We start from the raw sequence: 23,633 nt of genomic DNA, 5'->3' as shown, positions 1-23,633 counted from the left end.
CCGGAATGAATCCGCGGTCCCGCCGGTTGCAACCGTCGGCAAGCAGTCTCCGTACAACCCGGGAGAGATGTAGATGTCCGTATCGGACGAGACCACCACCGTCACCGACGGCATCGTCCTGACCGACGCCGCCGCGTCCAAGGTCAAGGCCCTGCTCGACCAGGAAGGCCGTGACGACCTCGCCCTGCGCGTCGCCGTCCAGCCCGGCGGCTGCTCCGGCCTGCGCTACCAGCTCTTCTTCGACGAGCGCTCGCTCGACGGCGACGTGGTGAAGGACTTCGGCGGTGTGAAGGTCGTCACCGACCGCATGAGCGCCCCGTACCTGGGCGGCGCCACCATCGACTTCGTCGACACCATCGAGAAGCAGGGCTTCACGATCGACAACCCGAACGCCACGGGCTCCTGCGCCTGCGGCGACTCCTTCAGCTGAGCACCGCCGGTCCGCCCGGCGGACCGCATGACGAAGGCGGCGGACCCGTGACCACGGGTCCGCCGCCTTCGTCATGCGCGCGTGCGCTGTTCAGCGGGCGGCGGGTGGTGCGGGCAGGCGGGCGCCGCCCTTGTGCAGCGGCACCGGCTCGCCGTCCGCCGCCACCACCTGGCGGTCGCCCAGCGGGGCGTCCAGCCGCAGCGTCTGCTCGTACTGCTTCGCGATCAGGATGCACACCTTGTCCGGCCAGGGCGTCTCGGTCACCCGCACGGTGACCTTTCCGCCGCTCTCGCTCGCCGTCGCCTTGTAGTCGGCGCAGACGCCGCCCGTGAACGTCACGGTCAGCTCGTCGCCCTCGGCCGTGTAGCCCTCCACCTCGACGTCACGGGTGGCCGGCGCGGACGTCGGCTCGTCACCGGGGCCCGACGGCTCATCCCCCGGACGCTCCCCGGACCCCGTCGGCGCGGCGAGGAACTCCGGCTCAACCGCCGGATGCGTCACCGTGAACGGGTTGTCGGACCCCGCCGGGCGCACCTCGAACAGCCATGACGGCACCAGCGCGGGACGCCCGTCCACCGAGTGCGCGGCCAGCCCGAACACCGCCCCGTCGACCGCGACGGTGTCACCGGCCGGCTTCGCCGGGGCGCAGGGCTCCTCCTGCTGCTGCCCCTCGTCCAGCGGTACGGGGGTGGCACAGCCGCCGATCTCCACCCGGTCGCCGGCGCCGGGCGCCCCGTTCATCGCGTCCAGCGCCTCCTGGGCGCTCACCACCGGGTACTCGTCGCCCTTCACCGGTTCCGCGAGCCGCCCGCTGCCGCCGACGACCTCGCCGCTCGCCCCGACGACCACGCCGGTCGTCCAGCCGTACGTCGGCAGCCCGCCGACCTCCGGCTCGGCGTTCACCACGCGGCTGCCGTCCAGCACCTGGCCCGCGTCCAGCTTGGCGTCGTCCTGGCCCACCGACTTCAGCACGGGCGCGGCGGCCTTCTTCGCGGCTTCCTCGCTCACCGCGGTCGTCCCGGCACCGGTCGGGGCCTTGCAGGTGGCGCCCTTGCAGTTGTCGCTGCCGGGGATGTTCCGGCTGAACGTCCAGGTGCCGGGGGCCTGCTGGTCGACGCGCAGGGTCGGACCCGAGCCGTCCTGGCCGCCGATACGCCAGGAGCCGCCCTCGGCCACCGGCCGGCCCTCGACCCCGAGCGCCTCGGCCAGCGCGACCACCCGGTCCTCGGTGACCCGGCCCCGCGCGTGGAACACGGGCGCCGCGTCCGGACCGCCGGGGAGGGCGCCCTCGGCGCGGTAGGTCGCGCCGTACGGGTTGGGCTCGCCCGGCGCGATGCCGTTCGGGCCGCTCTCGGAGTAGCCGTCCAGGGCGAGCGGCGGGGGAGTGGTGTCGCCGTTCGCCCCCGGCGTCGCGCCGCCCCCGGAATCCCCGGCCGTCCCGGCCGCGAGATACGCCCCGCCGCCACCGACCAGCAGCACGGCGGCGGCGACGGAAGCGACCAACGCGGGCGTGCGCCGACGGACCGGCCCCTCGGACCCACGGTCCGCGTCCCGGCTCCCGCCGACCACGGGCTCGGGAGCGGTGTACGCGTGTTCGTCGCCGGCCGGCGGGGTGGGGGGTTCGGTGGCGCCGGTGCTCGCGGGCGCGTCGGCCGGCGTGGACGCGTCGTCCCCGGCCTGTCCGGTCCGGGACGCGTCGGTGTCGTGCGGGCCGGTCGCTTCCGGCTTCGTCAGCCCCGAAGGCACGGAGGCGTCGGCGTCCGCCGCCCTCGGTCCGGCCCCTTCCGCACCGGCGGCGGTGTCGCCGGGCGCGGCCGGGAGCTGTCCGTCGGCGTTCACGCTCGCCCGGGCCTCGGCGGGGCCGTCCTGCTTCTCCCGCGGCCGATCGGCCGTGCCGCTTTCACCTGCCCGCGTGAGGTCCCCGGCCTCGGGCCCAGCGTCCCCGGCGTCTTCGGCCGGGCCGTGCTCCCCGGCCGCGCCGACGTCCCCGGCCCCGGCGTCCCCGGCCTCGGGCCCCGCGTCTTCGGCCGGGCCGGATGTCCCGGAGCCCTCCGTGTCCTCGGCCGCCGCGCCACGCGTCTCCACGGCGTCCGTGCCGGAGGCGGCCGCCTCCGAGGAGGTGGTGCGCGGCCGTGCGCCCTCCGTGTCGGGCGCGTCGCCCGAGACGGAGCGCCGCTCGTCGTCGTGGTCGGGTCGCTCGGTGTTCACCGCATCGCTCCTTCGCCTGCACAGCTGTCCCATGCGGACCCTGCCCGGTCGCACCCGGGCTGCCGAGGGTTCGTATCCCGCATCCCCTCTACGGGGGACAGCGATGGGACGCAGTGGGGGAGCGCGCGGTTCCCCGCGTTCGCTCAGTCGCCGTAGTCGGACATGGCGTCGAGCATCCGCGCCGAGGAGGGCGGCACGTCCACCCCGTGGATCAGGGAGGGCGACACCGGCCGGGCCGCCGTCCGCTCGGGCGCCGCCCAGTGCGGGACCATCCGGGCGCAGTCACCGCGCAGCGAGGTCAAGTCGCCCTCGAGGTCGACCGGAGCGGGGGCGTGGACCTTGATGTTCGTCATGTTCGCACCGTATGCACGCCGACAGCCGCCAGGAAAGAGCTACTATCGGGTAGTTTCGGCTGCTTCTACGGGCCGTCCCCACCCGGTAGCGTGAAGTGTCAAACCCCCTCCCTCAGGAGAATCCACGCCGTGCGCATCGCAGTCACCGGCTCCATCGCCACCGACCACCTCATGACCTTCCCCGGCCGGTTCGCCGACCAGCTCGTCGCGGACCAGCTGCACACGGTCTCGCTGTCCTTCCTGGTCGACAACCTCGACGTGCGACGCGGCGGGGTGGGCGCGAACATCGCCTTCGGCATGGGCCAGCTGGGCACCCGCCCGATCCTGGTCGGCGCCGCCGGCTTCGACTTCGACGAGTACCGTGCCTGGCTGGAGCGGCACGGCGTCGACACCGACTCCGTCCGCATCTCCGACACGCTGCACACCGCCCGCTTCGTGTGCACCACGGACGCCGACCACAACCAGATCGGCTCCTTCTACACGGGCGCCATGAGCGAGGCGCGGCTGATCGAGCTGAAGACCGTCGCCGACCGCGTGGGCGGCCTCGACCTGGTGTCCATCGGCGCCGACGACCCGGAGGCGATGCTCCGGCACACCGAGGAGTGCCGCTCGCGGGGCATCCCGTTCGCCGCCGACTTCTCCCAGCAGATCGCCCGTATGAACGGCGAGGAGATCCGGATACTGCTGGAAGGGGCGACCTACCTCTTCTCCAACGAGTACGAGAAGGGGCTCATCGAGACCAAGACCGGCTGGAGCGACGAGGAGATCCTCGCCAAGGTCGGCCACCGGGTCACCACCCTCGGCGCGCGCGGCGTGCGCATCGAGCGGGCCGGCGAGGAGACCATCGAGGTCGCCTGCCCCGACGAGGAGCGCAAGGCCGACCCCACCGGCGTCGGCGACGCCTTCCGCGCCGGCTTCCTGTCCGGCCTGGCGTGGGGCGTCTCGCTGGAGCGCGCCGCGCAGGTCGGCTGCATGCTGGCGACCCTCGTCATCGAGACCGTCGGCACCCAGGAGTACCAGCTGCGCCGCGGTCACTTCATGGAGCGCTTCACCAAGGCCTACGGCGACGACGCCGCCACCGAGGTGCGCGAGCACCTCGGCTGAGGCCGGCCCCGGTCACCTCACGACAGCCGGCGGACCACGTAGGCCGCGCCCCGGTCCGCCGGCTGCTCGCCGACGTACTCCTGGCCGCGCATCTCGCACCACGCGGGGATGTCGAGCCGGGCCGCCTCGTCGTCGGCGAGGACCCGCACCAGACCGCCCACCGGCACGTCGCCGATCACCTTGGCCAGCTCGATCACCGGGATCGGGCAGCGCCGCCCCAGTGCGTCCACCACCAGCGCCTCGTCCCGCTCCCGTGTGACGGTCTCCGTACGGGACACCGGCGCGCCCAGCTTCTCCCGCACCCCGGCGACCACCCCCGGCAGCACGTCGAGGAAGCGCTCCACGTCCTCCTCCTCGGCGCCCGGCGGCAGTGAGACCCGGACGTTGCCCTCGCTGAGCACGCCCATCGCCCTCAGCACATGGCTGGGCGTCAGCGTGCTGCTGGTGCAGGACGAGCCGGACGACACGGAGAACCCGGCCCGGTCCAGCTCGTGCAGCACGGTCTCCCCGTCGACATAGAGACAGGAGAAGGTGACCACGCCCGGCAGCCGCCGCTCCGGGTCCCCGACCACCTCCACGTCCGGCACCAGCTCAGGCACCCGCGCCCGGATGCGGTCCGTCAGTTCACGCAGCCGGGCCGCCTCCTGGGCGGCCTCCGCCCGCACCGCCCGCAGCGACGCCGCCGCGGCCACGATCGCGGGGAGATTCCCGAACCCGGGCACCCGCCCCGACTCCCGCTCGTCCCGCGGCCCTTGGGGCGCGAACCGAACCCCCTTGCGCACGGCAAGCAGACCCACCCCCGAGGGCCCGCCCCACTTGTGGGCGCTCGCCGCGAGCAGCGACCAGTCGCCTTCCACCGGACCCCAGCCCAGCGACTGCGCCGCGTCCACCAGCAGCGGCACCCCGGCGGCCCGGCAGGCCTCCGCCGCCTCGGCCACCGGCTGGAGGGTGCCCACCTCGTGGTTGGCGGACTGCAGACAGGCCAGCGCGGTGTCCGGCCGCAGCGCCCCGGCGAACTCGGACGGGCGTACGGCACCTGTGCGGTCCACCGGGACCTCGGTGACCGTGCCGCCGCCGTCCCGGTGAACTTCCGCCGCATGGAGTACAGAAGAGTGTTCGACCGCTGACACGATCAGGTGATGCCCGGTGCGCCGTCTGCCTGCCAGCGCCCCCGCCATCCCGGTGTGCACCGCCGCGGTCCCGGACGGGGTGAACACGAGCTCGTCGGGCCGGCATCCCACGGCCTCGGCGGCCGCCTCCCGGGCGGCGTCGAGCAACAGCCGAGCCCGCCGCCCTTCCTTGTACAGCCGCGCCGGATCCGCCCACCCGTCGTCCAGCGACGCCAGCAGAGCCTGACGGGCAACAGGGTGGAGAGGAGCACCGGAAGCAGCATCGAAGTAGGACACACGGCAACGCTAACCCCCTCAGGGACGCGGGGAACTGCGCGATCGACCACGACGACGCCCAGCCGCCACGACGCCCGTACCCCCGGATGACGAGGCGCTCGACGTAACCCGCGGCGCGTACGGCACCCCTCCCCGCGACCCCTCGGAGGGCGTCGGCTAGGGTTTGGTCCGCATAAACATCCAAACCCCTGCCCGACGCAGGGCGGCGACCGACCGGCGAGAAGGGCAGGCCGCAGCCGAACAGCGCGGGCGAGACTCTCGGGAAGGCGCTACGTGAGTCCCAACGGCTCCGACCTCCCCCACGGCCTGGAAGGCGTGGGCGGTACCCCCAAGCCGCGGCGCCCGATGCGGCGGAAGCTGCTGCAGGCACTGACCGCGGGCCTGGTCCTGGCGACCGCCACCGGTTGCACATGGGAGGACTTCCCCCGCCTTGGCATGCCCACCCCCACGACGGAAGAGGCTCCGCGGATCCTCTCCCTGTGGCAGGGGTCCTGGGCGGCCGCGCTCGCCGTCGGCGTGCTGGTGTGGGGCCTGATCCTGTGGAGTGCTTTCTTCCACCGGCGCAGCCGCACCAAGGTCGAGGTACCTCCGCAGACCCGGTACAACATGCCCATCGAGGCGTTGTACACGGTGGTCCCCCTCATCATCGTCTCGGTGTTCTTCTACTTCACGGCCCGCGACGAATCCGAGCTGCTGAAGCTCGAGAAGAAGCCCGACGTCACGGTCAACGTGGTCGGCTTCCAGTGGAGCTGGTGCTTCAACTACGTCGAGAACGTCGAGGGTTCCACGGGCGACGCCAAGACGTCCAAGGAACTCGACGCGATTCCGGACCGCTACAAGGAGGCCTTCCCGGCCGACGCCGGCGGTGTCTACGACTGCGGCATCCCCGGAACCCGGAACCCGCAGACCAACAACCCGGGCCCCACCCTGTGGCTGCCCGAGGGCAAGCGGGTCCGCTTCGTGCTGACCTCGCGTGATGTCATCCACTCCTTCTGGGTGGTGCCGTTCCTGATGAAGCAGGACGTCATCCCGGGCCACACCAACGCCTTCGAGGTGACCCCCAACCGTGAGGGCACCTTCCTCGGCAAGTGCGCCGAACTCTGCGGCGTCGACCACTCCCGGATGCTGTTCAACGTGAAGGTCGTCTCCCCCGAGCGGTACGAACAGCACCTGAAGGACCTCGCGAAGAAGGGGCAGCAGGGCTACGTGCCCGCGGGCATCGAGCAGTCCGGCCCCGAGAAGAACCGGGAGTCGAACATCCTGTGAGCATCCTCAACGAACCCAAGGGTGCCGCGGCAGCTGGGTCCCACTACGAGGACGAACTGCCGGTCAGGCGCCAGAACCGTGGCAGCGTCGTGGTCAAGTGGCTGACGACCACCGACCACAAGACGATCGGCACGATGTACCTCGTGACGTCGTTCGTCTTCTTCGTCATCGGCGGCGTGATGGCCCTGGTGATGCGCGCCGAGCTGGCCCGCCCGGGTCTGCAGATCGTGTCGAACGAGCAGTTCAACCAGGCGTTCACGATGCACGGCACGATCATGCTGCTGATGTTCGCGACGCCGCTGTTCGCCGGCTTCGCGAACTGGATCATGCCGCTGCAGATCGGCGCGCCCGACGTGGCGTTCCCGCGGCTGAACATGTTCGCCTACTGGCTCTACTCGTTCGGCTCGCTCATCGCGGTCGGCGGCTTCCTGACGCCGGACGGCGCCGCCAGCTTCGGCTGGTTCGCCTATTCGCCGCTGTCGGACGCGGTCCGCTCGCCGGGCATCGGCTCCGACATGTGGATCATGGGCCTCGCCCTCTCCGGCTTCGGCACCATCCTCGGCGCGGTCAACTTCATCACCACCATCATCTGCATGCGCGCTCCCGGCATGACGATGTTCCGCATGCCGATCTTCACCTGGAACGTGCTGCTCACCGGTGTGCTGGTGCTGCTGGCCTTCCCGGTGCTCGCTGCCGCGCTGTTCGCCCTGGAGGCGGACCGCAAGTTCGGGGCGCACATCTTCGACTCGTCGAACGGCGGAGCGCTGCTCTGGCAGCACCTGTTCTGGTTCTTCGGTCACCCCGAGGTGTACATCATCGCGCTGCCGTTCTTCGGCATCGTCTCCGAGATCATCCCGGTGTTCTCCCGCAAGCCGATGTTCGGCTACATGGGTCTCATCGGCGCGACCATCGCGATCGCGGGTCTGTCGGTGACGGTGTGGGCGCACCACATGTACGTCACGGGCGGTGTGCTGTTGCCGTTCTTCTCCTTCATGACCTTCCTGATCGCGGTCCCGACCGGTGTGAAGTTCTTCAACTGGATCGGCACCATGTGGAAGGGCAGCCTGTCCTTCGAGACACCGATGCTGTGGACGCTGGGCTTCCTCATCACGTTCACCTTCGGCGGTCTGACCGGCGTCATCCTGGCCTCGCCGCCGCTGGACTTCCACGTCTCCGACTCCTACTTCGTGGTGGCGCACTTCCACTACGTGGTGTTCGGCACCGTGGTGTTCGCGATGTTCGCCGGCTTCCACTTCTGGTGGCCGAAGTTCACCGGCAAGATGCTCGACGAGCGGCTCGGCAAGATCACCTTCTGGACGCTGTTCGTCGGCTTCCACGGCACCTTCCTGGTCCAGCACTGGCTGGGCGTCGAGGGCATGCCGCGCCGGTACGCGGACTACCTGGCCGCGGACGGCTTCACCGCCCTGAACACGGTCTCGACGATCGCGTCGTTCCTCCTCGGCATGTCGCTGCTGCCGTTCTTCTACAACGTGTGGAAGACCGCCAAGTACGGCAAGCCGGTCGAGGTCGACGACCCGTGGGGCTACGGCCGCTCCCTCGAGTGGGCGACCTCCTGCCCGCCGCCCCGGCACAACTTCCTCACCCTGCCGCGGATCCGCAGTGAATCCCCGGCGTTCGACCTGCACCACCCGGAGATCGCCGCGCTCGACGAGCTCGAGAACGCCGGTCACGGCGAGAAGGCCCTCTCCGGCGGCAAGGAGGCCGGCAAGTGAAGATCCAGGGCAAGATGTTCATGTGGCTGAGCCTCTTCTTCCTGGCCATGGCCGTGGTCTACGGCCTGTGGTCGAAGGAGCCGGTCGGCACCACTGCCCTCGTCCTGTCCTTCGGCCTGAGCATCATGATCGGCTTCTACCTGGGCTTCACCGCCCGGCGGGTCGACGTGGGCGCCCAGGACAACAAGGAGGCGGACGTCGCCGACGACGCCGGCGAGGTCGGGTTCTTCAGCCCGCACAGCTGGCAGCCCCTGGTCCTGGCCGCGGGCGGCGCCTTCGCCTTCGCGGGCGTGGCGATCGGCTGGTGGCTGATGTACTTCTCCGCGCCGCTGCTGCTCATCGGTCTGTGGGGCTGGGTCTTCGAGTACTACCGCGGTGAGAACCGCACCCAGTAACACGCCACACGGCACCCGGGAGCCCGGACACTCCGTCAGGAGGGTCCGGGCTCCCGCTTTTGCCGCGTCCGCCTCACCCGTTCGGACCGCCCGGTGAGCCGGGACCCGCCCGGCTCCCTAGCGTGGGGCCATGAGAGACACAGAGTCCCCCCGCACCGGCCTCCGCGGCACGCGGGCCCGCCTCGCCGGCTGCGCGCTGCTGGTGGCGGCCCTCGGCGCGGGCGTCACCGGCTGCTCCTCAGACGGCAGCCCGCTGTCCGCCGAGCCGTACGACGCGGCGGACCAGATCTCCTTCAGCGACTCCCTCGACGAGGGAAAGTCCGCCGACCCCGACAAGCCCCTCGAGATCACCGCCGAGGACTCCGACGGGCGCATCACCGACGTCGTCGCCGTGGACGCCTCCGGACGGCACCTGGCGGGCGAACTGGCCGCCGACGGCAGCCGCTGGCACAGCACCACCCCGCTGGCCTCCTCCGCGCAGTACACGGTCCGCGTGAGCACCGAGGACGAGGACGGCAGACCCGGCCGCAAGGTCCTCACCTTCACCACCGGCAAGCCCGGCACCGCCAAGCGCCTGGGCGTCACCTTCGGCCCCGAGGCGGGCACGTACGGCGTGGGACAGCCGCTCGTCGCGGAGCTCAGCGAGCCCGTCAAGGAGCCCGCGCAGCGGGCCGTGGTGGAACGCGGCCTGAAGGTCGACTCCACGCCCTCCGTCACCGGTGCCTGGTACTGGGTCGACGACAAGAAGCTGCACTTCAGGCCCAAGGACTACTGGCCGGCCAACGCCACCGTCCAGGTGCGCAGCAACCTGGAGGGCATCAAGATCGGCGACCGGCTGCGCGGCGACGCGGCCGAGCCGCTCTCCATCCGCACCGGTGACCGAGTGATAGCCGTCACGGACGCGGCCGCGCACCGGCTGACGGTCTACAAGAACGGCGAGGAGATCAAGCAGATCCCCGTCACCACCGGCAAGCCCGGCTTCGAGACCCGCAACGGAGTCAAGGTGGTGCTCGCCAAGGAACGCTTCGTACGCATGCGCAGCACCACCGTCGGCATCGCCGAGGGCTCCGCCGAGTCGTACGACCTGGACGTGCACTTCGCGACGCGGGTCACCTGGAGCGGCGAGTACGTGCACGCCGCCCCGTGGTCGGTCGGCTCACAGGGCTACGCCAACGTCAGCCACGGCTGCGTCGGGATGAGCACCGCCGACGCCGAGTGGTTCTTCGACGCCTTCCGCCAGGGCGACCTCGTGGAGGTCGTGAACTCGGAGGGCGACGTCATGGAGCCGTTCGGCAACGGCTTCGGCGACTGGAACCTCGACTGGGACAAGTGGCGCGAGGGCAGCGCCCTCACGGGCAGCGGGAAGACCCCCGAGACCGCCCAGCAGGTGGCACGGCTGCGGCCCGCGGCCGCGTGAGGCACCGCGGGGCCGCCGCGCACGCCCACGGGCGGCCGGCGGCCCCGTCGGCCGCGAGGACCGGCGCGGACGCCTCAGGCGCCCGCCAGCGCCTTCCGGCGCAGCAGTGAGGCCAGGGCGTTCGCGAACTCCACGGGCTCCACCGGGAGCGTCACCGCCGCCTCCGCGCGGCTCCAGGTCGCCAGCCAGGCGTCCTGCGGGCGGCCCATCAGCAGCAGCACCGGCGGGCAGTTGAAGATCTCGTCCTTGATCTGCCGGCACAGCCCCATGCCGCCCATCGGCACGGCCTCGCCGTCCAGGACGCACACGTCGATGCCGCCCCGCTCCAGCTCCGTGAGCACGGCCGCAGGCGTCGCGCACTCCACGAACTCCACGAGGGGCACGTCCGGTGCCGGCCGCCGCCCGGTGGCGAGCCGCACCTGCTCCCGGGTGTTGGCGTCGTCGCTGTAGACCAGCACCGTGGCGGTCGCCTGCATTGTTCCTCCACGCGTAAGAGAGAGGGCACGGCTCGGTCGGGACCCTCGGGTACCGATGGCGCGGATGCTACCCCCTCGGACCGCCCGTCAACACCGGTTCGGACACGGCTTCGAAAGGGCTCCCATGGGCCATACGGGCAGTCCAGGAGGGGCGAACACACCGAACGGCACCCCCGGGAGTGAGGGCGGGATAAGCGACCGACATAATGTCGGCGTGGCGACAGCAACGACAGTAGACACCGGGCACGCGCACCCGTCGGTCAACCGACCGAACCTCACCAGCGTCGGAACCATCATCTGGCTGAGTTCCGAGCTGATGTTCTTCGCGGCCCTCTTCGCGATGTACTTCACCCTGCGATCGGTGACGGGACCGGAATTCTGGTCGGAGAAGGCCGACCTGCTGAACTTCCCGTTCTCGGCGACGAACACCACGATCCTGGTGCTCTCCTCGCTCACCTGCCAGCTCGGCGTCTTCGCCGCCGAGCGCGGTGACGTGAAGAAGCTCCGGATGTGGTTCATCGTCACCTTCATCATGGGCGCGGTGTTCATCGGCGGCCAGGTCTTCGAGTACACCGAGCTGGTCAAGCACGAGGGCCTGTCCCTCTCCTCCGACGCGTACGGTTCGGCCTTCTACCTGACCACCGGTTTCCACGGCCTGCATGTGACGGGCGGCCTGATCGCCTTCCTCCTGGTCCTGGGCCGCACCTACGCGGCCCGGAGGTTCACCCACGAACAGGCCACCGCGGCCATCGTCGTGTCCTACTACTGGCACTTCGTCGATGTCGTCTGGATCGGCCTCTTCGCCACGATCTACATGATCAAGTAGGCGGGCCTCATCCGCGCGCGCTGGACACAGCGCACCCAACAGAAGCATCGACGCAGAAGATCCTGACACCGGGGTAATCCGTGAAAAAGCTCTCCGCACGACGACGCCATCCGCTGGCGGCGCTCGTCGTCCTACTCCTCGCGCTGGCATGCACCGGGGGGCTGTACGCCGTGTTCGCACCCGCGGACAAGGCGCAGGCCGACGAAACCGCCCAGTCCCTCACCATCGAGGAGGGCAAGAAGCTTTACACCGTCGGCTGCGCGAGCTGCCACGGCACCGGCGGTCAGGGCACGTCCGACGGCCCGAGCCTGGTGGGCGTGGGCGCCGCGGCGGTCGACTTCCAGGTGGCCACCGGCCGTATGCCGGCCGCCACCTCGCAGGGCGCGCAGGTCCCGCGCAAGAAGAACATCTACTCCCAGGCCGAGATCGACCAGCTGGCGGCGTACATCGCCTCCCTGGGCGCCGGCCCGGCCGTCCCGACCGAGGAGCAGTACGGCCCCGAGGGCGCCGACGCGGCCAAGGGCGGCGAGCTGTTCCGCAACAACTGCGCGCAGTGCCACAACTTCACCGGCAAGGGCGGTGCACTCACGCACGGCAAGTACGCCCCGAGCCTGGAGGGCGTCACGCCCAAGCACATCTACGAGGCCATGCTCACCGGCCCGCAGAACATGCCCTCCTTCCCCGACACCACGCTGTCGGAGCAGAACAAGAAGGACGTCATCGCGTACCTGAACGCGGTCAACGGCGAGGAGACCGAGAGCCCCGGCGGCCTGTCGCTGGGCGGGCTCGGCCCCGTCTCCGAGGGTCTGTTCGCCTGGGTCTTCGGACTCGGTGCGCTGATCGCGGTCGCCGTCTGGGTCGCCGCTCGGACCGCAAAGGCCAAGAAGTCATGAGTAGCCAAGACATTCCCGAAGAGAACCTGCCCGCAGCGCAGGACACCAGCCACGGCGCGGTGAAGCTCGCGGACGAGCAGAACCCGTTCGCCGACCCGGGCCTCCCGCCCCACGAGCCGCGGGTGCAGGACATCGACGAGCGGGCCGCCAAGCGGTCCGAGCGCACGGTCGCCCTGCTGTTCACGGTGTCGATGCTGGCCACCGTCGGCTTCATCGCCTCGTACGTGACGATCCCGGTCGACAAGTCGGTCTACATCTGGCCGATCGGGCACATCAGCGCGCTGAACTTCGCGCTGGGCATGACGCTCGGCCTCGCCCTGTTCTGCATCGGCGCCGGCGCGGTCCACTGGGCCCGCACGCTGATGTCTGACCACGAGCTGGCCGACGAGCGTCACCCGATCGAGGCCGCTCCCGACGTCCGCGCGAAGGTCATGGACGACTTCCGCCAGGGCGCCAAGGAGTCGGCGCTCGGCCGCCGGAAGCTGATCCGCAACACCATGTTCGGCGCGCTGGCCCTGTTCCCGCTCTCCGGCGTGGTCCTGCTGCGTGACCTCGGCCCGCTGCCCGGCACGAAGCTGCGCCACACCCTGTGGTCCAAGGGCAAGCTGCTCGTCAACATGAACACCAACGAGCCGCTGCGTCCGTCGGACCTGATCGTGGGTTCGCTGACCTTCGCCAAGCCCGAGGGCCTGGAGGAGCACGACCACGGTTTCCAGACCGAGATCGCCAAGGCCGCCCTGATGCTGGTCCGCATCCAGCCGGACGACATCAAGGACAAGCGCGCGCTCGAGTGGTCGCACGAGGGCATCCTGGCGTACTCGAAGATCTGCACCCACGTCGGTTGCCCGATCTCCCTGTACGAGCAGCAGACGCACCACGCGCTCTGCCCCTGCCACCAGTCCACCTTCGACCTCTCCGACGGCGCCAAGGTGATCTTCGGTCCCGCCGGTCACGCGCTGCCGCAGCTGCGCATCGGCGTGAACGACGAGGGTTACCTCGAAGCGCTCGGCGACTTCGACGAGCCCGTCGGCCCTGCCTTCTGGGAGCGCGGATGAGTACTACGACGACACCCGAGTCCCGCGCACGCGGGAAGGCACCGGCCGGCGAACGCGTCGCCGACTGGGCCGACGGCCGGCTGGGGATCTACTCCCTGGCCAAGGCCAACATGCGCAAGATCTTCCCCGACCACTGGTCGTTCATGCTGGGTGAGATCTGCCTGTACAGCTTCATCATCATCATCCTCACGGGTGTGTACCTGACCCTGTTCTTCCACCCGTCGATGAACGAGGTGGAGTACCACGGCAGCTACGTCCCGCTGCAGGGCCAGCTGATGAGTGAGGCGTACAAATCGACGCTGGACATCAGCTTCGACGTCCGTGGCGGTCTGCTCATCCGGCAGATCCACCACTGGGCCGCGCTGATCTTCGTCGCCGGCATGTTCGTGCACATGATGCGCGTGTTCTTCACCGGCGCGTTCCGCAAGCCGCGTGAGATCAACTGGCTGTTCGGCTTCCTGCTGCTCGTCCTGGGCATGTTCACCGGTTTCACCGGCTACTCGCTCCCCGACGACCTGCTCTCCGGCACCGGTATCCGCTTCATGGAGGGCGCGATCCTGTCCGTGCCGATCGTCGGCACGTACATCTCGTTCTTCCTCTTCGGCGGCGAGTTCCCCGGCGACGACTTCGTGGCCCGGTTCTTCTCGATCCACGTCCTGCTGCTGCCGGGCATCATGCTCGGTCTCGTGGTGGCGCACCTGATCCTGGTCTTCTACCACAAGCACACGCAGTTCCCGGGTCCCGGGAAGACCAACAAGAACGTGGTCGGTATGCCGCTGCTGCCGGTGTACATGGCCAAGGCCGGAGGCTTCTTCTTCCTGGTCTTCGGTGTGCTCGCGGCCGTCGCCGCGATCGCCACGATCAACCCGATCTGGTCCATCGGCCCCTACCGGCCCGACATGGTCTCCACCGGCGCCCAGCCCGACTGGTACATGGGCTTCTCCGAGGGTCTGATCCGTGTCATGCCGGGCTGGGAGATCAACTTCTGGGGCCACACGCTCGTCCTGGGCGTGTTCATCCCGCTGATGATCTTCCCGCTGGTCCTGGCTGCCATCGCGGTGTGGCCGTTCATCGAGTCCTGGGTCACCGGCGACAAGCGCGAGCACCACATCCTGGACCGCCCGCGCAACGCCCCGACGCGCACCGCGTTCGGCGTCGCCTGGCTGACGCTGTACTTCGTGCTCCTCATCGGCGGCGGCAACGACATCTGGGCCACGCACTTCCACCTGTCGATCAACGCCATCACCTGGTTCGTCCGGATCGCGTTCTTCGTCGGCCCGGTCGTGGCGTTCATCATCACCAAGCGGATCTGCCTCGGCCTCCAGCGCCGGGACAAGGAGAAGGTGCTGCACGGCCGCGAGTCGGGCATCATCAAGCGCCTGCCGCACGGTGAGTTCATCGAGGTCCACGAGCCGCTCAGCCAGGAGCAGCTCTACACCCTCACCGCGCACGAGCAGCCCAAGCCGCTCGAGCTCGGCCCGGAGGTCGACGAGAATGGCGTCCGGCGCAAGGTGAAGGCCAGCGAGAAGCTGCGTGCGAAGCTCAGCAAGGGCTTCTACGGCGAGGAGTCGCAGATTCCGAAGCCGACCGTCGAGGAGTACAAGGAGATCACGAGCGGCCACGGCCACCACTGATCACCGGAGCTTCTCCACACGTCGCCACACGACAGCGAAGGGCCCCCGTCCGTTCTGCGGACGGGGGCCCTTCGCCGTGCCCCCGGCTGGATAGGGTGGGTGCGGGACCCGTCCGGTCCCCGAGGACCCGCAACGACCGTCAGGAGCGACCATGAGCGCTGTGACCCCCGCTGGAGGCGACACCGCGGCGGGCCGCTCCTGGCCCGCCCTGCTGAACACCCTTCTGGACGGCCGGGACCTGACCGCCGACGAGGCCGCCTGGGCGATGGACCTGATCATGCGCGGCGAGGCGACCGACGCGCAGATCGCCGGGTTCGCGGTGTCCCTGCGGGCCAAGGGCGAGACCGTCGACGAAATCACCGGCTGTGTGCGGGCGCTCTACGACCACGCCAACGTCATCGAGGTGCCCGGCGCCACCGTCGACATCGTCGGCACCGGCGGCGACGGCGCCAAAACGGTGAACATCTCCACCATGTCCTCGATCGTCGTCGCCGGCACCGGCGCGAAGGTCGTCAAGCACGGCAACCGCGCCGCGTCCTCCGCCTCCGGCGCCTCCGACGTGCTGGAGAAGCTGGGCGTCAATCTCGAGCTGACCCCGCGCCGGGTCGCCGAGGTCGCCGAGGAGGCGGGCATCACCTTCTGCTTCGCGGTGAAGTTCCACCCGGCGCTGCGTCATGTGGCCGCCGCCCGCGGCCAGCTCGGCGTCCGCACCGTGTTCAACTTCCTCGGCCCGCTCGCCAACCCGGCGAAGGTCAAGGCGCAGGCCGTCGGCGTCGCCGACGCCCGGATGGCGCCCATCATGGCCGGGGTGTTCGCCGGGCGCGGCAACTCCACCCTGGTGTTCCGCGGCGACGACGGCCTCGACGAGCTGACCACCACCGGCACCTCCAAGGTCTGGGTGGTCCGCGACGGCGAGGTCACCGAGGAGACCTTCGACCCGCGCGACGTCGGCATCGAGCTGGTCCCGGTGGAGGCACTGCGCGGCGCCGACGCCTCCTACAACGCCGAGGTGGCCCGCCGGCTGCTGGACGGCGAGCGCGGCCCCGTGCGGGACGCGGTGCTGCTGAACTCGGCGGCGGCCCTGGTGGCCCTTGAGCCGGGCAGCGGCACGCTCACCGAGCAGATCCGCGCCGGGATGGAGAAGGCCGCCCAGTCCGTCGACTCCGGCGCCGCCAGGCGCGTCCTCGAACGCTGGGTCGCCGTCACCAACGCGTAGGTCCCGTACGGCCGTCCCGCCATCCGGATACGGGTTGCGGGACGGCCGTCACCTCACGTACGTTCCCTTCCAGGTCATGAGTGACAGCCATCAGGCCCCGGCCGGCTGTCCGGCAACCCTCCGTCCGTGGCGGGGTGCCCCGGGTGAAGACCAGGCCGTGAGCAGCAGGGCTCACGGCAAGCGCGGACCCCTCGCACACCAGGGGTCCTGGTCGTCGAGGAGTCTTCTGTGAGCAAGCGAATGCGCTAGGGCCTTTCGTTCGGATCAGGCCGGTTGTGAGGCGCGGTGCGTCTTCGGCCGACCCGAGCGGGGTCTGGTGCGTGCAGCTGCAAGGCGGAGGAGGGCGTCAACGCGGAGCGTTGGCAACCGACGACAACGCCGCAGATGTGCGTGCCAGGGCCCGCGACGCCGGGGTGATCCGAACGGAAGGCCCTGAGGGCGTCGAGCCCCGCCTCCGCACACCCTTGTCACCTCCTTCTCCGCGCTGGAGCGACGCGTCGCGCCGTCCGCTCGCGCGAGGATCCGCCCTGCCCTCCGGGAGTTCCGTCATGCCTGCTGCCGCCACCACCGCCCCCGCCGTCGCCGCCGAGCCGTCCGTCTGCGCCCCGCTGCCCGTCCTCGGCCGGGACGTCGCCGTGCCCCTCGTCACCGGCGGCGAGGTCACCTACGCCGCCCTCGACTACGCCGCCAGCGCTCCCGCCCTCCAGCGCGTCTGGGACGACGTGGCCGCCTACGCCCCGTACTACGGAAGCGTCCACCGCGGCGCCGGCTACCTCTCCCAGCTCTCCACCGACCTGTTCGAGAACGCCCGCCGGACCGTCGCCGAGTTCCTCGACTGCCGGGACGGGGACGAGGTGGTGTTCACCCGCTCCACCACCGACTCCCTCAACCTGCTCGCCGCCGCCCTGCCCGCCGGCTGCGAGGTCTTCGTCTTGGAGACCGAGCACCACGCGGCGTTGCTGCCCTGGCAGCGGGCGGGCCGGGTGACCTGCCTCGATGCCCCCGACAGCCCCTCGCAGGCCGTCGCCACCCTGGAGCGCGCCCTCGCCGGCCGTGACCCCCACGGTCCGGCCCTGGTCTGCGTCACCGGCGCGTCCAACGTCACCGGCGAACTGTGGCCGGTCCGCGAACTCGCCGCCGCCGCGCACGCGCACGGCGCCCGGATCGTGCTGGACGCCGCCCAGCTCGCCCCGCACCGCGCGGTGTCCGTGCGCGAGCTGGACGTCGACTGGGTCGCCTTCTCCGGGCACAAGCTGTACGCGCCCTTCGGCTGCGGGGTGTTGGCGGGCCGCGCCGACTGGCTGCGCGAGGCGGAGCCGTACCTCGCCGGCGGCGGCGCCAGCCGCACGGTCGCCCGGCGCGCGGACGGGGGAGTGGACGTGCAGTGGCACGAGACCGCCGCCCGCCACGAGGCCGGCTCGCCCAACGTCATCGGCGCCTACGCCATCGCCTCCGCCTGCAAGGCGCTCACCGAGGCGGGGTTCGAGGCGCTGGCCGCGCGGGAGGACGCGCTGGTGCGCGCGGTGCGGGAGGGGCTGGCGGACGTGCCCGAGGTGCGCTTCCTGTCCCTGTTCGGTGACGACGCGCCCCGGGTCGGGGTGCTGTCCTTCGTGGTCGAGGGCTGGAACAGCTCCCACTTCGCGGCGGCGCTGTCCGCGGAGTACGGCATCGGGGTACGGGACGGGCTGTTCTGCGCGCACCCGTTGGTGCGGAGGCTGCTGGGCGGCGAGACGGGCGGTACGGGGGAGTGCGGGGCGCCGGACGCGGGGGCGCTGAACGCGATCCGGGTCAGCTTCGGGGCCGGCACGCCGGAGGAGCACGTCGCACGGTTCGTGCGGGCGGTACGGGAGCTCGTGCGGGACGGGGCGCGGTGGAAGTACCGCACGGTGGAGGGGCGGTGCGTCCCGGACACGTCGGGGCGGTCGTAAGAGGCACCCCGGGCTCCGCCCCGGACCCCGCTCCTCGAACCCCGGAAGGGCTTCTTGTAGCCCGTCCGGCGTCTGAGGACGAGGCCCGGAGGGCCGACGGGAGGTCTGGGGCGCAGCCCCAGGGACGGGACGGGAAGGGGCGGCGGGGGCGAACTCACCCCTGGGCGGCCGGGAGCCGAGCGCCCAAGACGATCAGCCTCAGCGCCCTCTCCGTCGCGTCGGTCAACAGCTCCGCCCCCCGGACCAGCGCCTCCGCCAGTTCCATGGGCCCCGGCAGGATCCCCTGACACGCGTCCACCCCCGGCACGTCCCCCGCGCCTTCCCCCAGCGTCCCCGCGATCGCCAGCACCGGCCTCCCCGCCAGCTTGGCCCGCCGGGCCACCTCGCCCGGCACCTTCCCCCGGGGCGTCTGCCGGTCCAGCGCCCCCTCCGCCGTGACCACCAGATCGGCACGGGCGAGCCGCTCGTCCAGACCGAGATGGTCCAGCAGCACCGGAAAGCGCGGGACCAGCGCCGCGCCCAGCGAGGCCAGTCCCGCCCCCAGCCCGCCGGAGGCACCTGTGCCGCGGCCCAGCCGCAGGTCGACGCCGGTGACGGCGAGGTCGCGGGTGAGGATCCGCGCCCAGTTCTCCAGCCCGGCCGACAGCTCCTCCACCTGCCGCGGGGTCGCCCCCTTCTGAGGCCCGAACACCCGCGCCACGCCCCGCTCCCCGCACAGCACGTTGTAGGGGTTGCACGCGACGACCAGTTCCACGCCCCCGAGCCGCGGGTCGAGCCCGGTCACGTCGACGCTCGCCAACCGGGTCAACTCTCTTCCGCCTGCGGGCAGTTCCACCCTTTCCGCGTCGAGCAGCCGCGCACCCAGCGCCTGGAGCGCGCCCGCGCCCCCGTCGGAGGTGCCGGAGTCGCCGCAGCCGACCAGGATCCGCCGCACACCCTGGTCGAGGGCGGCGCGGATCAGCTCTCCGACGCCGTAGGTGGTGGTGGCGCCCGGATCGCGGCGGGTGCGGGGGACCAGGGAGAGTCCGGCCACCGCCGCCATCTCCACCACCGCCGTGTCCTCCTGCCCGCCGAGCAGCGCGAAGTGGGTGCCGACGGGTTCGCCGACCGGGCCGGTGGCGGCCAGGGCGACCAGTCGGCCGCCGGTCGCCCGGGCCAGGGCGGCGGCCGTTCCCTCCCCGCCGTCCACCAGCGGGACGCGGTCGATCTCGGCGTCCGGCAGCACCCGGCGGACGCCCGCCGCGATGGCGTCGGCCGCTGCCGGGGCGGACAGTGATTCCTTGAAGCCGCTGGGGGCGACGACGACTCGTTTCAGCATGGGTGCGGTACTCCTCATGGGGTCACCGGCACGCCCAGCGCGGGCCACACGGTGAGGGCGAACAGCAGGACGAGGACGGCGGTGAGCGGGGCCAGCACGGCGGACAGCCGCAGCAGGTCGCGCGGGGTGTAGGTGGGGGTGCCGGGGACCTCCGCGAACAGCGCGACCGGCTTGGCGGAGGCGGGCAGGGTGTGGCAGAAGCCGGCGGCGGCGGTGGACGCGAGCGCCGCCGCCACCGGGTTCACCCCGGCGGCCAGGGCCGCCGCGACCACCAGCGGCACCAGTACGGAGGACCGCGCGGACCGGGACTGCAGAATCAGATGGGCGGCCGTGCTGACGGCGACGACCACCGCCAGGAACGTCAACGGGCCGATCCCCGCGGGCAGTCCGCCGACCAGCCAGCCGGCCGCGCCGGACTCGGCGAGCGCCACGCCCATCGCCATGGTCGCCGCCATGAACAGCAGCAGCGACCACGGCACGGTCCGCAGCGCGTCCTTCAGCCGCACGGTCCCCAGTGCAGGGGAGGCGGCGACGACCGCGCCGATCAGTGCGACGACGGCCGGCGACACCCCGTGCAGGGGCTCGCTGCACCAAAGGGTGACCACCGTGGCCAGCAGCAGGGCGCACCGCTTCTCCGCCTGCGTCCAGGGGCCGGTGACCGGGCGGTCGCTGTGCCGCTGGATCTCCTCCGCGGTGATCCGCACGGGACCGGTGCGGTCGGCGCGCCGGGTGGCGGTCAGCAGCACGGTCTCGGCGGCGACATGGGAGGACACCACGGCCAGCGGCAGGCCCAGCAGCAGCCACTCGGTGAAGCCGACCCGCTCCCCGGTGGACTCCCACAGCACCGACACGGTGATCAGATGGGCGCCCGCCCCGATCAGGGTCGCCACCGCCGACAGCAGGATCACGGTGGGGAACAGCAGCGCCAGCATCACGACCAGCCGTCCGCGCCCCGCCAGCGCCTTGGCGAGGGCGAGGAACACCGGCAGTGCGAGCGCCGCCCGTCCCGAGGTGGCCGGCACCGCGAACGCGGTCACCACCAGCGCCGCCGTCGTCAGATGCGTCAGCTGCCGTACCGTGCGCGCCCCGCCGACCAGGAAGACGGCCGCCCGGCCGGCGAGCCCGGTCCGGGTGACCGCGGCGGCCAGCACGAACGCGCAGATCAGCAGCCACACCGTCGAGTCGCCGAGGGTGCCGAACAGGGTGTCGCTGCTGATCACCCCGGTCACGGTGAGCGCGAGCCCTGCCCCCAGCGCGACGTAGGTGTCGTCGACGGGGGTGCCGATCCAGGCGCAGGTGGCCAGGGCGAACACGGCGAGGGTGAGGCGGGCGTCCCCGCCGAGGCCGGGGAAGGCTCCGGGGACGGCGAGCGCCGCGCACAGCGACAGGGCCGCGCACAGCGCCACGGTCGATCGGATCGTCAAGGTCACGCCGTAGACGCTCCCGGCGGGCGGTGAGCCGCCGATGAGCCCCGCATGAAGGAACCTTCACCGCAGCCGGGCAGGGTCAGGCCGGCAGGCGGTAGCCCATCCCGCGGACCGTCTCCACCTGGTCCGCGCCCAGCTTCTTGCGCAGCGCCCGCACGTACACGTCCACGATGTTGGAGCCCGGGTCGAAGTCGTAGCCCCACACGTGGGAGAGGATCTGCTCACGGGACAGCACCTGGCCGGGATGCCTCAGGAACAGCTCCAGCAGCACGAACTCACGCGCCGTCAGGTCGACGGTCCGCCCGTCCGCCCGGGCGCGCCGGGTCCGCAGGTCGAGGCTGAGCGAGCCGGACCGCAGCACGGTCACCTCCGGCGCCCTGGCCGCCGTACGCAGCCGCAGCCGGATCCGGGCGAGCAGTTCCTCGAAGCGGAACGGCTTGGTCATCCAGTCGTCGGCGCCGCCTTCGAGACCGGCCACGGTGTCCCGTACCGAGTCACGCGCGGTCAGCACGATCACCGGGGTCGTCACCCGTGCCTCGCGCAGCTCCCGGAGCACGGTGAAGCCGTCCCGGCCCGGCAGCCCGATGTCGAGCACCACCAGGTCGAACCCGCCGGTGAGGGCGTACTCGTAGCCGGCCTCGCCGTCGCCGACGACGGTGGTGGTGAAGCCGTTGGCGCGCAGCCCCTTCTCCACGAAGGAGGCGATGCGCTCCTCGTCCTCGACGATCAGGATCCGGTTCATCCGAGGGCCTCTTCCAGGGTGAGTACGAAGGTGGCGCCGCCGCCCTCGGTGTCGTGCAGCCGTACCTGTCCGCCGTGGCCCTCCGCGATGGCCTTGACGATGGACAGGCCGAGACCGGCGCCGGAACCGCGCGCCCCGCGCCGTGAGGTGCCGCGCCGGAACCGTTCGAAGATCAGCTCCCGGTCCTGCGGGCGCACGCCCGGTCCGGAGTCGGCGACGTACAGCTCGACGCGGGAGCCGTCCCCGCGGGAGCCGATGCGGATGGTCTGCCCGTGCGTGGTGTGCTGCACCGCGTTCTGCGCGAGCTGCACCATCGCCTGCGTGATGCGCTGCGGATCCAGCTCGGTCTCCCGGTCGGCCGTGTCGGTGAGCCGCCAGTCACGGTCGCCGAGGGTGCGCGCCTTGACGAAGACGTCGGCGGTGAGTTCGGCGAGCTGCACCGGCTCGGGGCGGACGAAGTCGGGCCGTTCGGCCTTGGCGAGCAGCAGCAGGTCCTCCACGATGCGGCTCATCCGGTCCAGTTCGTCGGTGACCAGGCGGACGGTCTCCTCGCGTTCGGCCGGGTCGTCGCCCATCAGTTCCAGGTGGCCGCGCACGATGGTGATCGGGGTGCGCAGCTCGTGTCCGGCGTCGTCGACGAACTGGCGCTGGGCGGCGAAGGCCCGCTCCAGCCTGTCCAGCATGGCGTTGAACGTCTCGGCGAGGGCGGCGATGTCGTCGTGGCCGCGCACCGGGATGCGGCGGGTGAGGTCCTGCTCGGTGAGCTGCGCGGCTGCGGTGCGCACCAGCCGCACGGGCTGCAGGATCCGCCCGGCGACCGCCCACCCGATGCCGGTGGTCAGCAGCAGCGCCACCCCGGAGATGGCGAGCAGCACCCGGAACACCTCGTCGACGCGGGCCACTTCACGCTCGGGGTGGAAGGCGACGACGAAAGCGGCCTGGGGGTCGCCGTCGTGCCGGGCCACGGGCACCTTCGCCCACCGGATCTCGCCCTCGGGCCGGTGCAGCACCCCGGACTGGTCCGGGGAGTCGAAGATGCGGCGCCGGGCGTCGGCGTCCCGGTGCAGCGGCAGCGCGACGGGCAGGTCGCGGGGCTGGATGAACTGCGCGGGGTCGCCGCCGGGCCGGGCGACCAGGCCGATCAGCTCCTCGTCGGGGTCGGCGTACTGCCGCTCGAGGAACACCTTCAGCAGCCGCTCCGGCTCGGTGAACGGCCGGCCGGTCTCCGGGTCCAGGCCCCGGTCCTCGAACGCGGCGAACTCGCCGGTCTCCTGGGCGAGCAGCCCGTTGCTGCGGTGGTCGACGTCCCGCAGCAGGAAGGAACGGGTGGTGGCGGCGACCGAGGCGAGCGCCACCGCCATCACGAACAGCAGCCACAGCAGGATGCGGACCCGGGCGGAGAGCCGTCTGCGGCCCCGGTCAGCCGTCGTCCCGGTCGGGGCCGTCGTCCGAGGAGTCCTGGCCGTGGTCGTCGTCATCGTCGTCGTCCGTCGGTCCGTCGGTCACCGGAGGCCGGGACACGACCTCGTCGCTGGGCGTGGCACCGGGCCGGGCGTCCGACGGCGTCGGCGCGGGCGACCCGCTGTCCAGCTCGACCCGCGGGGGGACCTTCGGCGGTTCGGGACTGTCGGCGAGCGCGAAGCTGGTCGCGGCGACGCCGAGGGGGATCAGTACGACGGCGGCGAGGGCCGCCATCCGGCGAGGGAAGGCCATGCCTCCACCCTGGGCCCCGTTTCCGGGGCCTTGGATGAAGCCCGGATGAAGGCTTCTTCATGTAACGCGTCCGGCCCCTGCGGCGTTCGACGA

21 protein-coding genes and 1 riboswitch are annotated in these 23,633 nt (G+C 71.5%); of the genes, 12 read left to right on the top strand and 9 right to left on the bottom strand.

Annotated features, from left to right (window positions below; translation table 11 throughout):
- The first annotated feature begins 73 nt into the window (after positions 1–73).
- Positions 74–430, top strand: a complete 357-nt coding sequence (gene erpA / locus ACF1AG_RS01115) for an iron-sulfur cluster insertion protein ErpA (RefSeq protein ID WP_019522019.1) — start codon at positions 74–76, stop codon at positions 428–430.
- A 90-nt stretch (positions 431–520) separates the two neighbouring features.
- Here erpA and ACF1AG_RS01110 read toward each other — a convergent pair whose 3' ends face one another.
- Complete coding sequence (locus tag ACF1AG_RS01110; RefSeq protein ID WP_391809164.1) at positions 521–2,638, bottom strand: hypothetical protein; 2,118 nt, start codon at positions 2,636–2,638, stop codon at positions 521–523.
- A gap of 143 nt (positions 2,639–2,781) precedes the next feature.
- Positions 2,782–2,991, bottom strand: coding sequence for a hypothetical protein (locus ACF1AG_RS01105; protein WP_359603221.1), 210 nt, complete (start codon positions 2,989–2,991; stop codon positions 2,782–2,784).
- Positions 2,992–3,120: 129 nt separating this feature from the next.
- Between ACF1AG_RS01105 and ACF1AG_RS01100 the strand changes: the two genes are divergently transcribed.
- Complete coding sequence (locus ACF1AG_RS01100) at positions 3,121–4,095, top strand: carbohydrate kinase family protein (RefSeq protein ID WP_359603223.1); 975 nt, start codon at positions 3,121–3,123, stop codon at positions 4,093–4,095.
- A 17-nt stretch (positions 4,096–4,112) separates the two neighbouring features.
- Here the strand turns inward: ACF1AG_RS01100 and ACF1AG_RS01095 are convergent, their stop codons facing one another.
- On the bottom strand, positions 4,113–5,501 hold the full coding sequence (locus tag ACF1AG_RS01095) for an aminotransferase class V-fold PLP-dependent enzyme (protein WP_359603225.1): 1,389 nt from the start codon (positions 5,499–5,501) through the stop codon (positions 4,113–4,115).
- A 273-nt stretch (positions 5,502–5,774) separates the two neighbouring features.
- Here ACF1AG_RS01095 and coxB point away from each other — a divergent pair, with 273 nt between their 5' ends.
- From coxB to ACF1AG_RS01075, 4 genes are all read left to right on the top strand, one after another.
- Entirely contained in the window at positions 5,775–6,767 is a 993-nt protein-coding gene (coxB, locus tag ACF1AG_RS01090) for a cytochrome c oxidase subunit II (protein WP_387794690.1), read from the top strand.
- Entirely contained in the window at positions 6,764–8,500 is a 1,737-nt protein-coding gene (ctaD, locus tag ACF1AG_RS01085) for a cytochrome c oxidase subunit I (protein WP_359603227.1), read from the top strand. Before coxB ends, ctaD begins: the two co-directional genes overlap by 4 nt.
- Positions 8,497–8,895, top strand: a complete 399-nt coding sequence (locus ACF1AG_RS01080) for a cytochrome c oxidase subunit 4 (protein ID WP_163085277.1) — start codon at positions 8,497–8,499, stop codon at positions 8,893–8,895. Before ctaD ends, ACF1AG_RS01080 begins: the two co-directional genes overlap by 4 nt.
- 130 nt (positions 8,896–9,025) lie before the next feature.
- On the top strand, positions 9,026–10,312 hold the full coding sequence (locus tag ACF1AG_RS01075) for an Ig-like domain-containing protein (protein WP_359603229.1): 1,287 nt from the start codon (positions 9,026–9,028) through the stop codon (positions 10,310–10,312).
- Between the two features lie 74 nt (positions 10,313–10,386).
- On the opposite strand, the gene ACF1AG_RS01070 is transcribed toward ACF1AG_RS01075, so the two are convergent.
- A complete protein-coding gene (locus tag ACF1AG_RS01070; RefSeq protein ID WP_359603231.1) occupies positions 10,387–10,788 on the bottom strand; it encodes a hypothetical protein in 402 nt (133 codons plus the stop codon).
- Positions 10,789–11,002: 214 nt separating this feature from the next.
- On the opposite strand from ACF1AG_RS01070, the gene ACF1AG_RS01065 reads away from it, so the two are divergent.
- From ACF1AG_RS01065 to ACF1AG_RS01040, 6 genes are all read left to right on the top strand, one after another.
- Positions 11,003–11,614 carry a heme-copper oxidase subunit III gene (locus tag ACF1AG_RS01065; RefSeq protein ID WP_024882619.1) on the top strand — a complete coding sequence of 204 codons (612 nt, stop codon included), beginning with the start codon at positions 11,003–11,005 and terminating at the stop codon, positions 11,612–11,614.
- Positions 11,615–11,694: 80 nt separating this feature from the next.
- Positions 11,695–12,507 (top strand): c-type cytochrome, encoded by an 813-nt coding sequence (locus ACF1AG_RS01060; protein WP_359603232.1) that lies wholly within the window; start codon positions 11,695–11,697, stop codon positions 12,505–12,507.
- Positions 12,504–13,562 carry a Rieske 2Fe-2S domain-containing protein gene (locus tag ACF1AG_RS01055; RefSeq protein ID WP_359603234.1) on the top strand — a complete coding sequence of 353 codons (1,059 nt, stop codon included), beginning with the start codon at positions 12,504–12,506 and terminating at the stop codon, positions 13,560–13,562. Before ACF1AG_RS01060 ends, ACF1AG_RS01055 begins: the two co-directional genes overlap by 4 nt.
- Positions 13,559–15,196 (top strand): cytochrome bc complex cytochrome b subunit, encoded by a 1,638-nt coding sequence (locus ACF1AG_RS01050; RefSeq protein WP_359603235.1) that lies wholly within the window; start codon positions 13,559–13,561, stop codon positions 15,194–15,196. Before ACF1AG_RS01055 ends, ACF1AG_RS01050 begins: the two co-directional genes overlap by 4 nt.
- 151 nt (positions 15,197–15,347) lie before the next feature.
- Positions 15,348–16,412, top strand: a complete 1,065-nt coding sequence (gene trpD / locus ACF1AG_RS01045; protein WP_359603237.1) for an anthranilate phosphoribosyltransferase — start codon at positions 15,348–15,350, stop codon at positions 16,410–16,412.
- Between the two features lie 72 nt (positions 16,413–16,484).
- A riboswitch (SAM riboswitch) is annotated at positions 16,485–16,601 on the top strand.
- Between the two features lie 359 nt (positions 16,602–16,960).
- Positions 16,961–18,340 (top strand): aminotransferase class V-fold PLP-dependent enzyme, encoded by a 1,380-nt coding sequence (locus ACF1AG_RS01040; RefSeq protein ID WP_391809163.1) that lies wholly within the window; start codon positions 16,961–16,963, stop codon positions 18,338–18,340.
- Positions 18,341–18,494: 154 nt separating this feature from the next.
- Here ACF1AG_RS01040 and ACF1AG_RS01035 read toward each other — a convergent pair whose 3' ends face one another.
- From ACF1AG_RS01035 to ACF1AG_RS01015, 5 genes are all read right to left on the bottom strand, one after another.
- Positions 18,495–19,658 (bottom strand): glycerate kinase, encoded by a 1,164-nt coding sequence (locus ACF1AG_RS01035; RefSeq protein ID WP_359603241.1) that lies wholly within the window; start codon positions 19,656–19,658, stop codon positions 18,495–18,497.
- Between the two features lie 14 nt (positions 19,659–19,672).
- On the bottom strand, positions 19,673–21,088 hold the full coding sequence (locus ACF1AG_RS01030) for an SLC13 family permease (protein ID WP_359603243.1): 1,416 nt from the start codon (positions 21,086–21,088) through the stop codon (positions 19,673–19,675).
- Positions 21,089–21,164: 76 nt separating this feature from the next.
- Positions 21,165–21,827, bottom strand: coding sequence for a response regulator transcription factor (locus ACF1AG_RS01025; RefSeq protein ID WP_189896740.1), 663 nt, complete (start codon positions 21,825–21,827; stop codon positions 21,165–21,167).
- Positions 21,824–23,305, bottom strand: a complete 1,482-nt coding sequence (locus ACF1AG_RS01020; RefSeq protein WP_359603245.1) for an ATP-binding protein — start codon at positions 23,303–23,305, stop codon at positions 21,824–21,826. The genes ACF1AG_RS01025 and ACF1AG_RS01020 overlap by 4 nt, the downstream gene beginning before the upstream one ends.
- Positions 23,247–23,540, bottom strand: a complete 294-nt coding sequence (locus ACF1AG_RS01015) for a small secreted hydrophilic protein (RefSeq protein ID WP_359603247.1) — start codon at positions 23,538–23,540, stop codon at positions 23,247–23,249. The genes ACF1AG_RS01020 and ACF1AG_RS01015 overlap by 59 nt, the downstream gene beginning before the upstream one ends.
- Between the last annotated feature and the right edge of the window lie 93 nt (positions 23,541–23,633).

It is taken from the genome of Streptomyces sp. NPDC014764 (genome assembly GCF_043082785.1).
Lineage (GTDB): Bacteria > Actinomycetota > Actinomycetes > Streptomycetales > Streptomycetaceae > Streptomyces > Streptomyces althioticus.
This window is presented reverse-complemented; position numbering and strand designations above follow the sequence as displayed.

Excerpts from the sequence above, each read along its gene's own strand:
- erpA (WP_019522019.1), top strand. The coding sequence starts at position 74 with ATGTCCGTATCGGACGAGACCACCACCGTCACCGACGGCATCGTCCTG.
- ACF1AG_RS01105 (WP_359603221.1), bottom strand. The coding sequence starts at position 2,991 with ATGACGAACATCAAGGTCCACGCCCCCGCTCCGGTCGACCTCGAGGGC.
- ACF1AG_RS01075 (WP_359603229.1), top strand. The coding sequence starts at position 9,026 with ATGAGAGACACAGAGTCCCCCCGCACCGGCCTCCGCGGCACGCGGGCC.
- ACF1AG_RS01070 (WP_359603231.1), bottom strand. The coding sequence starts at position 10,788 with ATGCAGGCGACCGCCACGGTGCTGGTCTACAGCGACGACGCCAACACC.
- ACF1AG_RS01055 (WP_359603234.1), top strand. The coding sequence starts at position 12,504 with ATGAGTAGCCAAGACATTCCCGAAGAGAACCTGCCCGCAGCGCAGGAC.
- ACF1AG_RS01050 (WP_359603235.1), top strand. The coding sequence starts at position 13,559 with ATGAGTACTACGACGACACCCGAGTCCCGCGCACGCGGGAAGGCACCG.
- trpD (WP_359603237.1), top strand. The coding sequence starts at position 15,348 with ATGAGCGCTGTGACCCCCGCTGGAGGCGACACCGCGGCGGGCCGCTCC.
- ACF1AG_RS01040 (WP_391809163.1), top strand. The coding sequence starts at position 16,961 with ATGCCTGCTGCCGCCACCACCGCCCCCGCCGTCGCCGCCGAGCCGTCC.
- ACF1AG_RS01035 (WP_359603241.1), bottom strand. The coding sequence starts at position 19,658 with ATGCTGAAACGAGTCGTCGTCGCCCCCAGCGGCTTCAAGGAATCACTG.
- ACF1AG_RS01025 (WP_189896740.1), bottom strand. The coding sequence starts at position 21,827 with ATGAACCGGATCCTGATCGTCGAGGACGAGGAGCGCATCGCCTCCTTC.
- ACF1AG_RS01020 (WP_359603245.1), bottom strand. The coding sequence starts at position 23,305 with ATGACGACGACCACGGCCAGGACTCCTCGGACGACGGCCCCGACCGGG.
- ACF1AG_RS01015 (WP_359603247.1), bottom strand. The coding sequence starts at position 23,540 with ATGGCCTTCCCTCGCCGGATGGCGGCCCTCGCCGCCGTCGTACTGATC.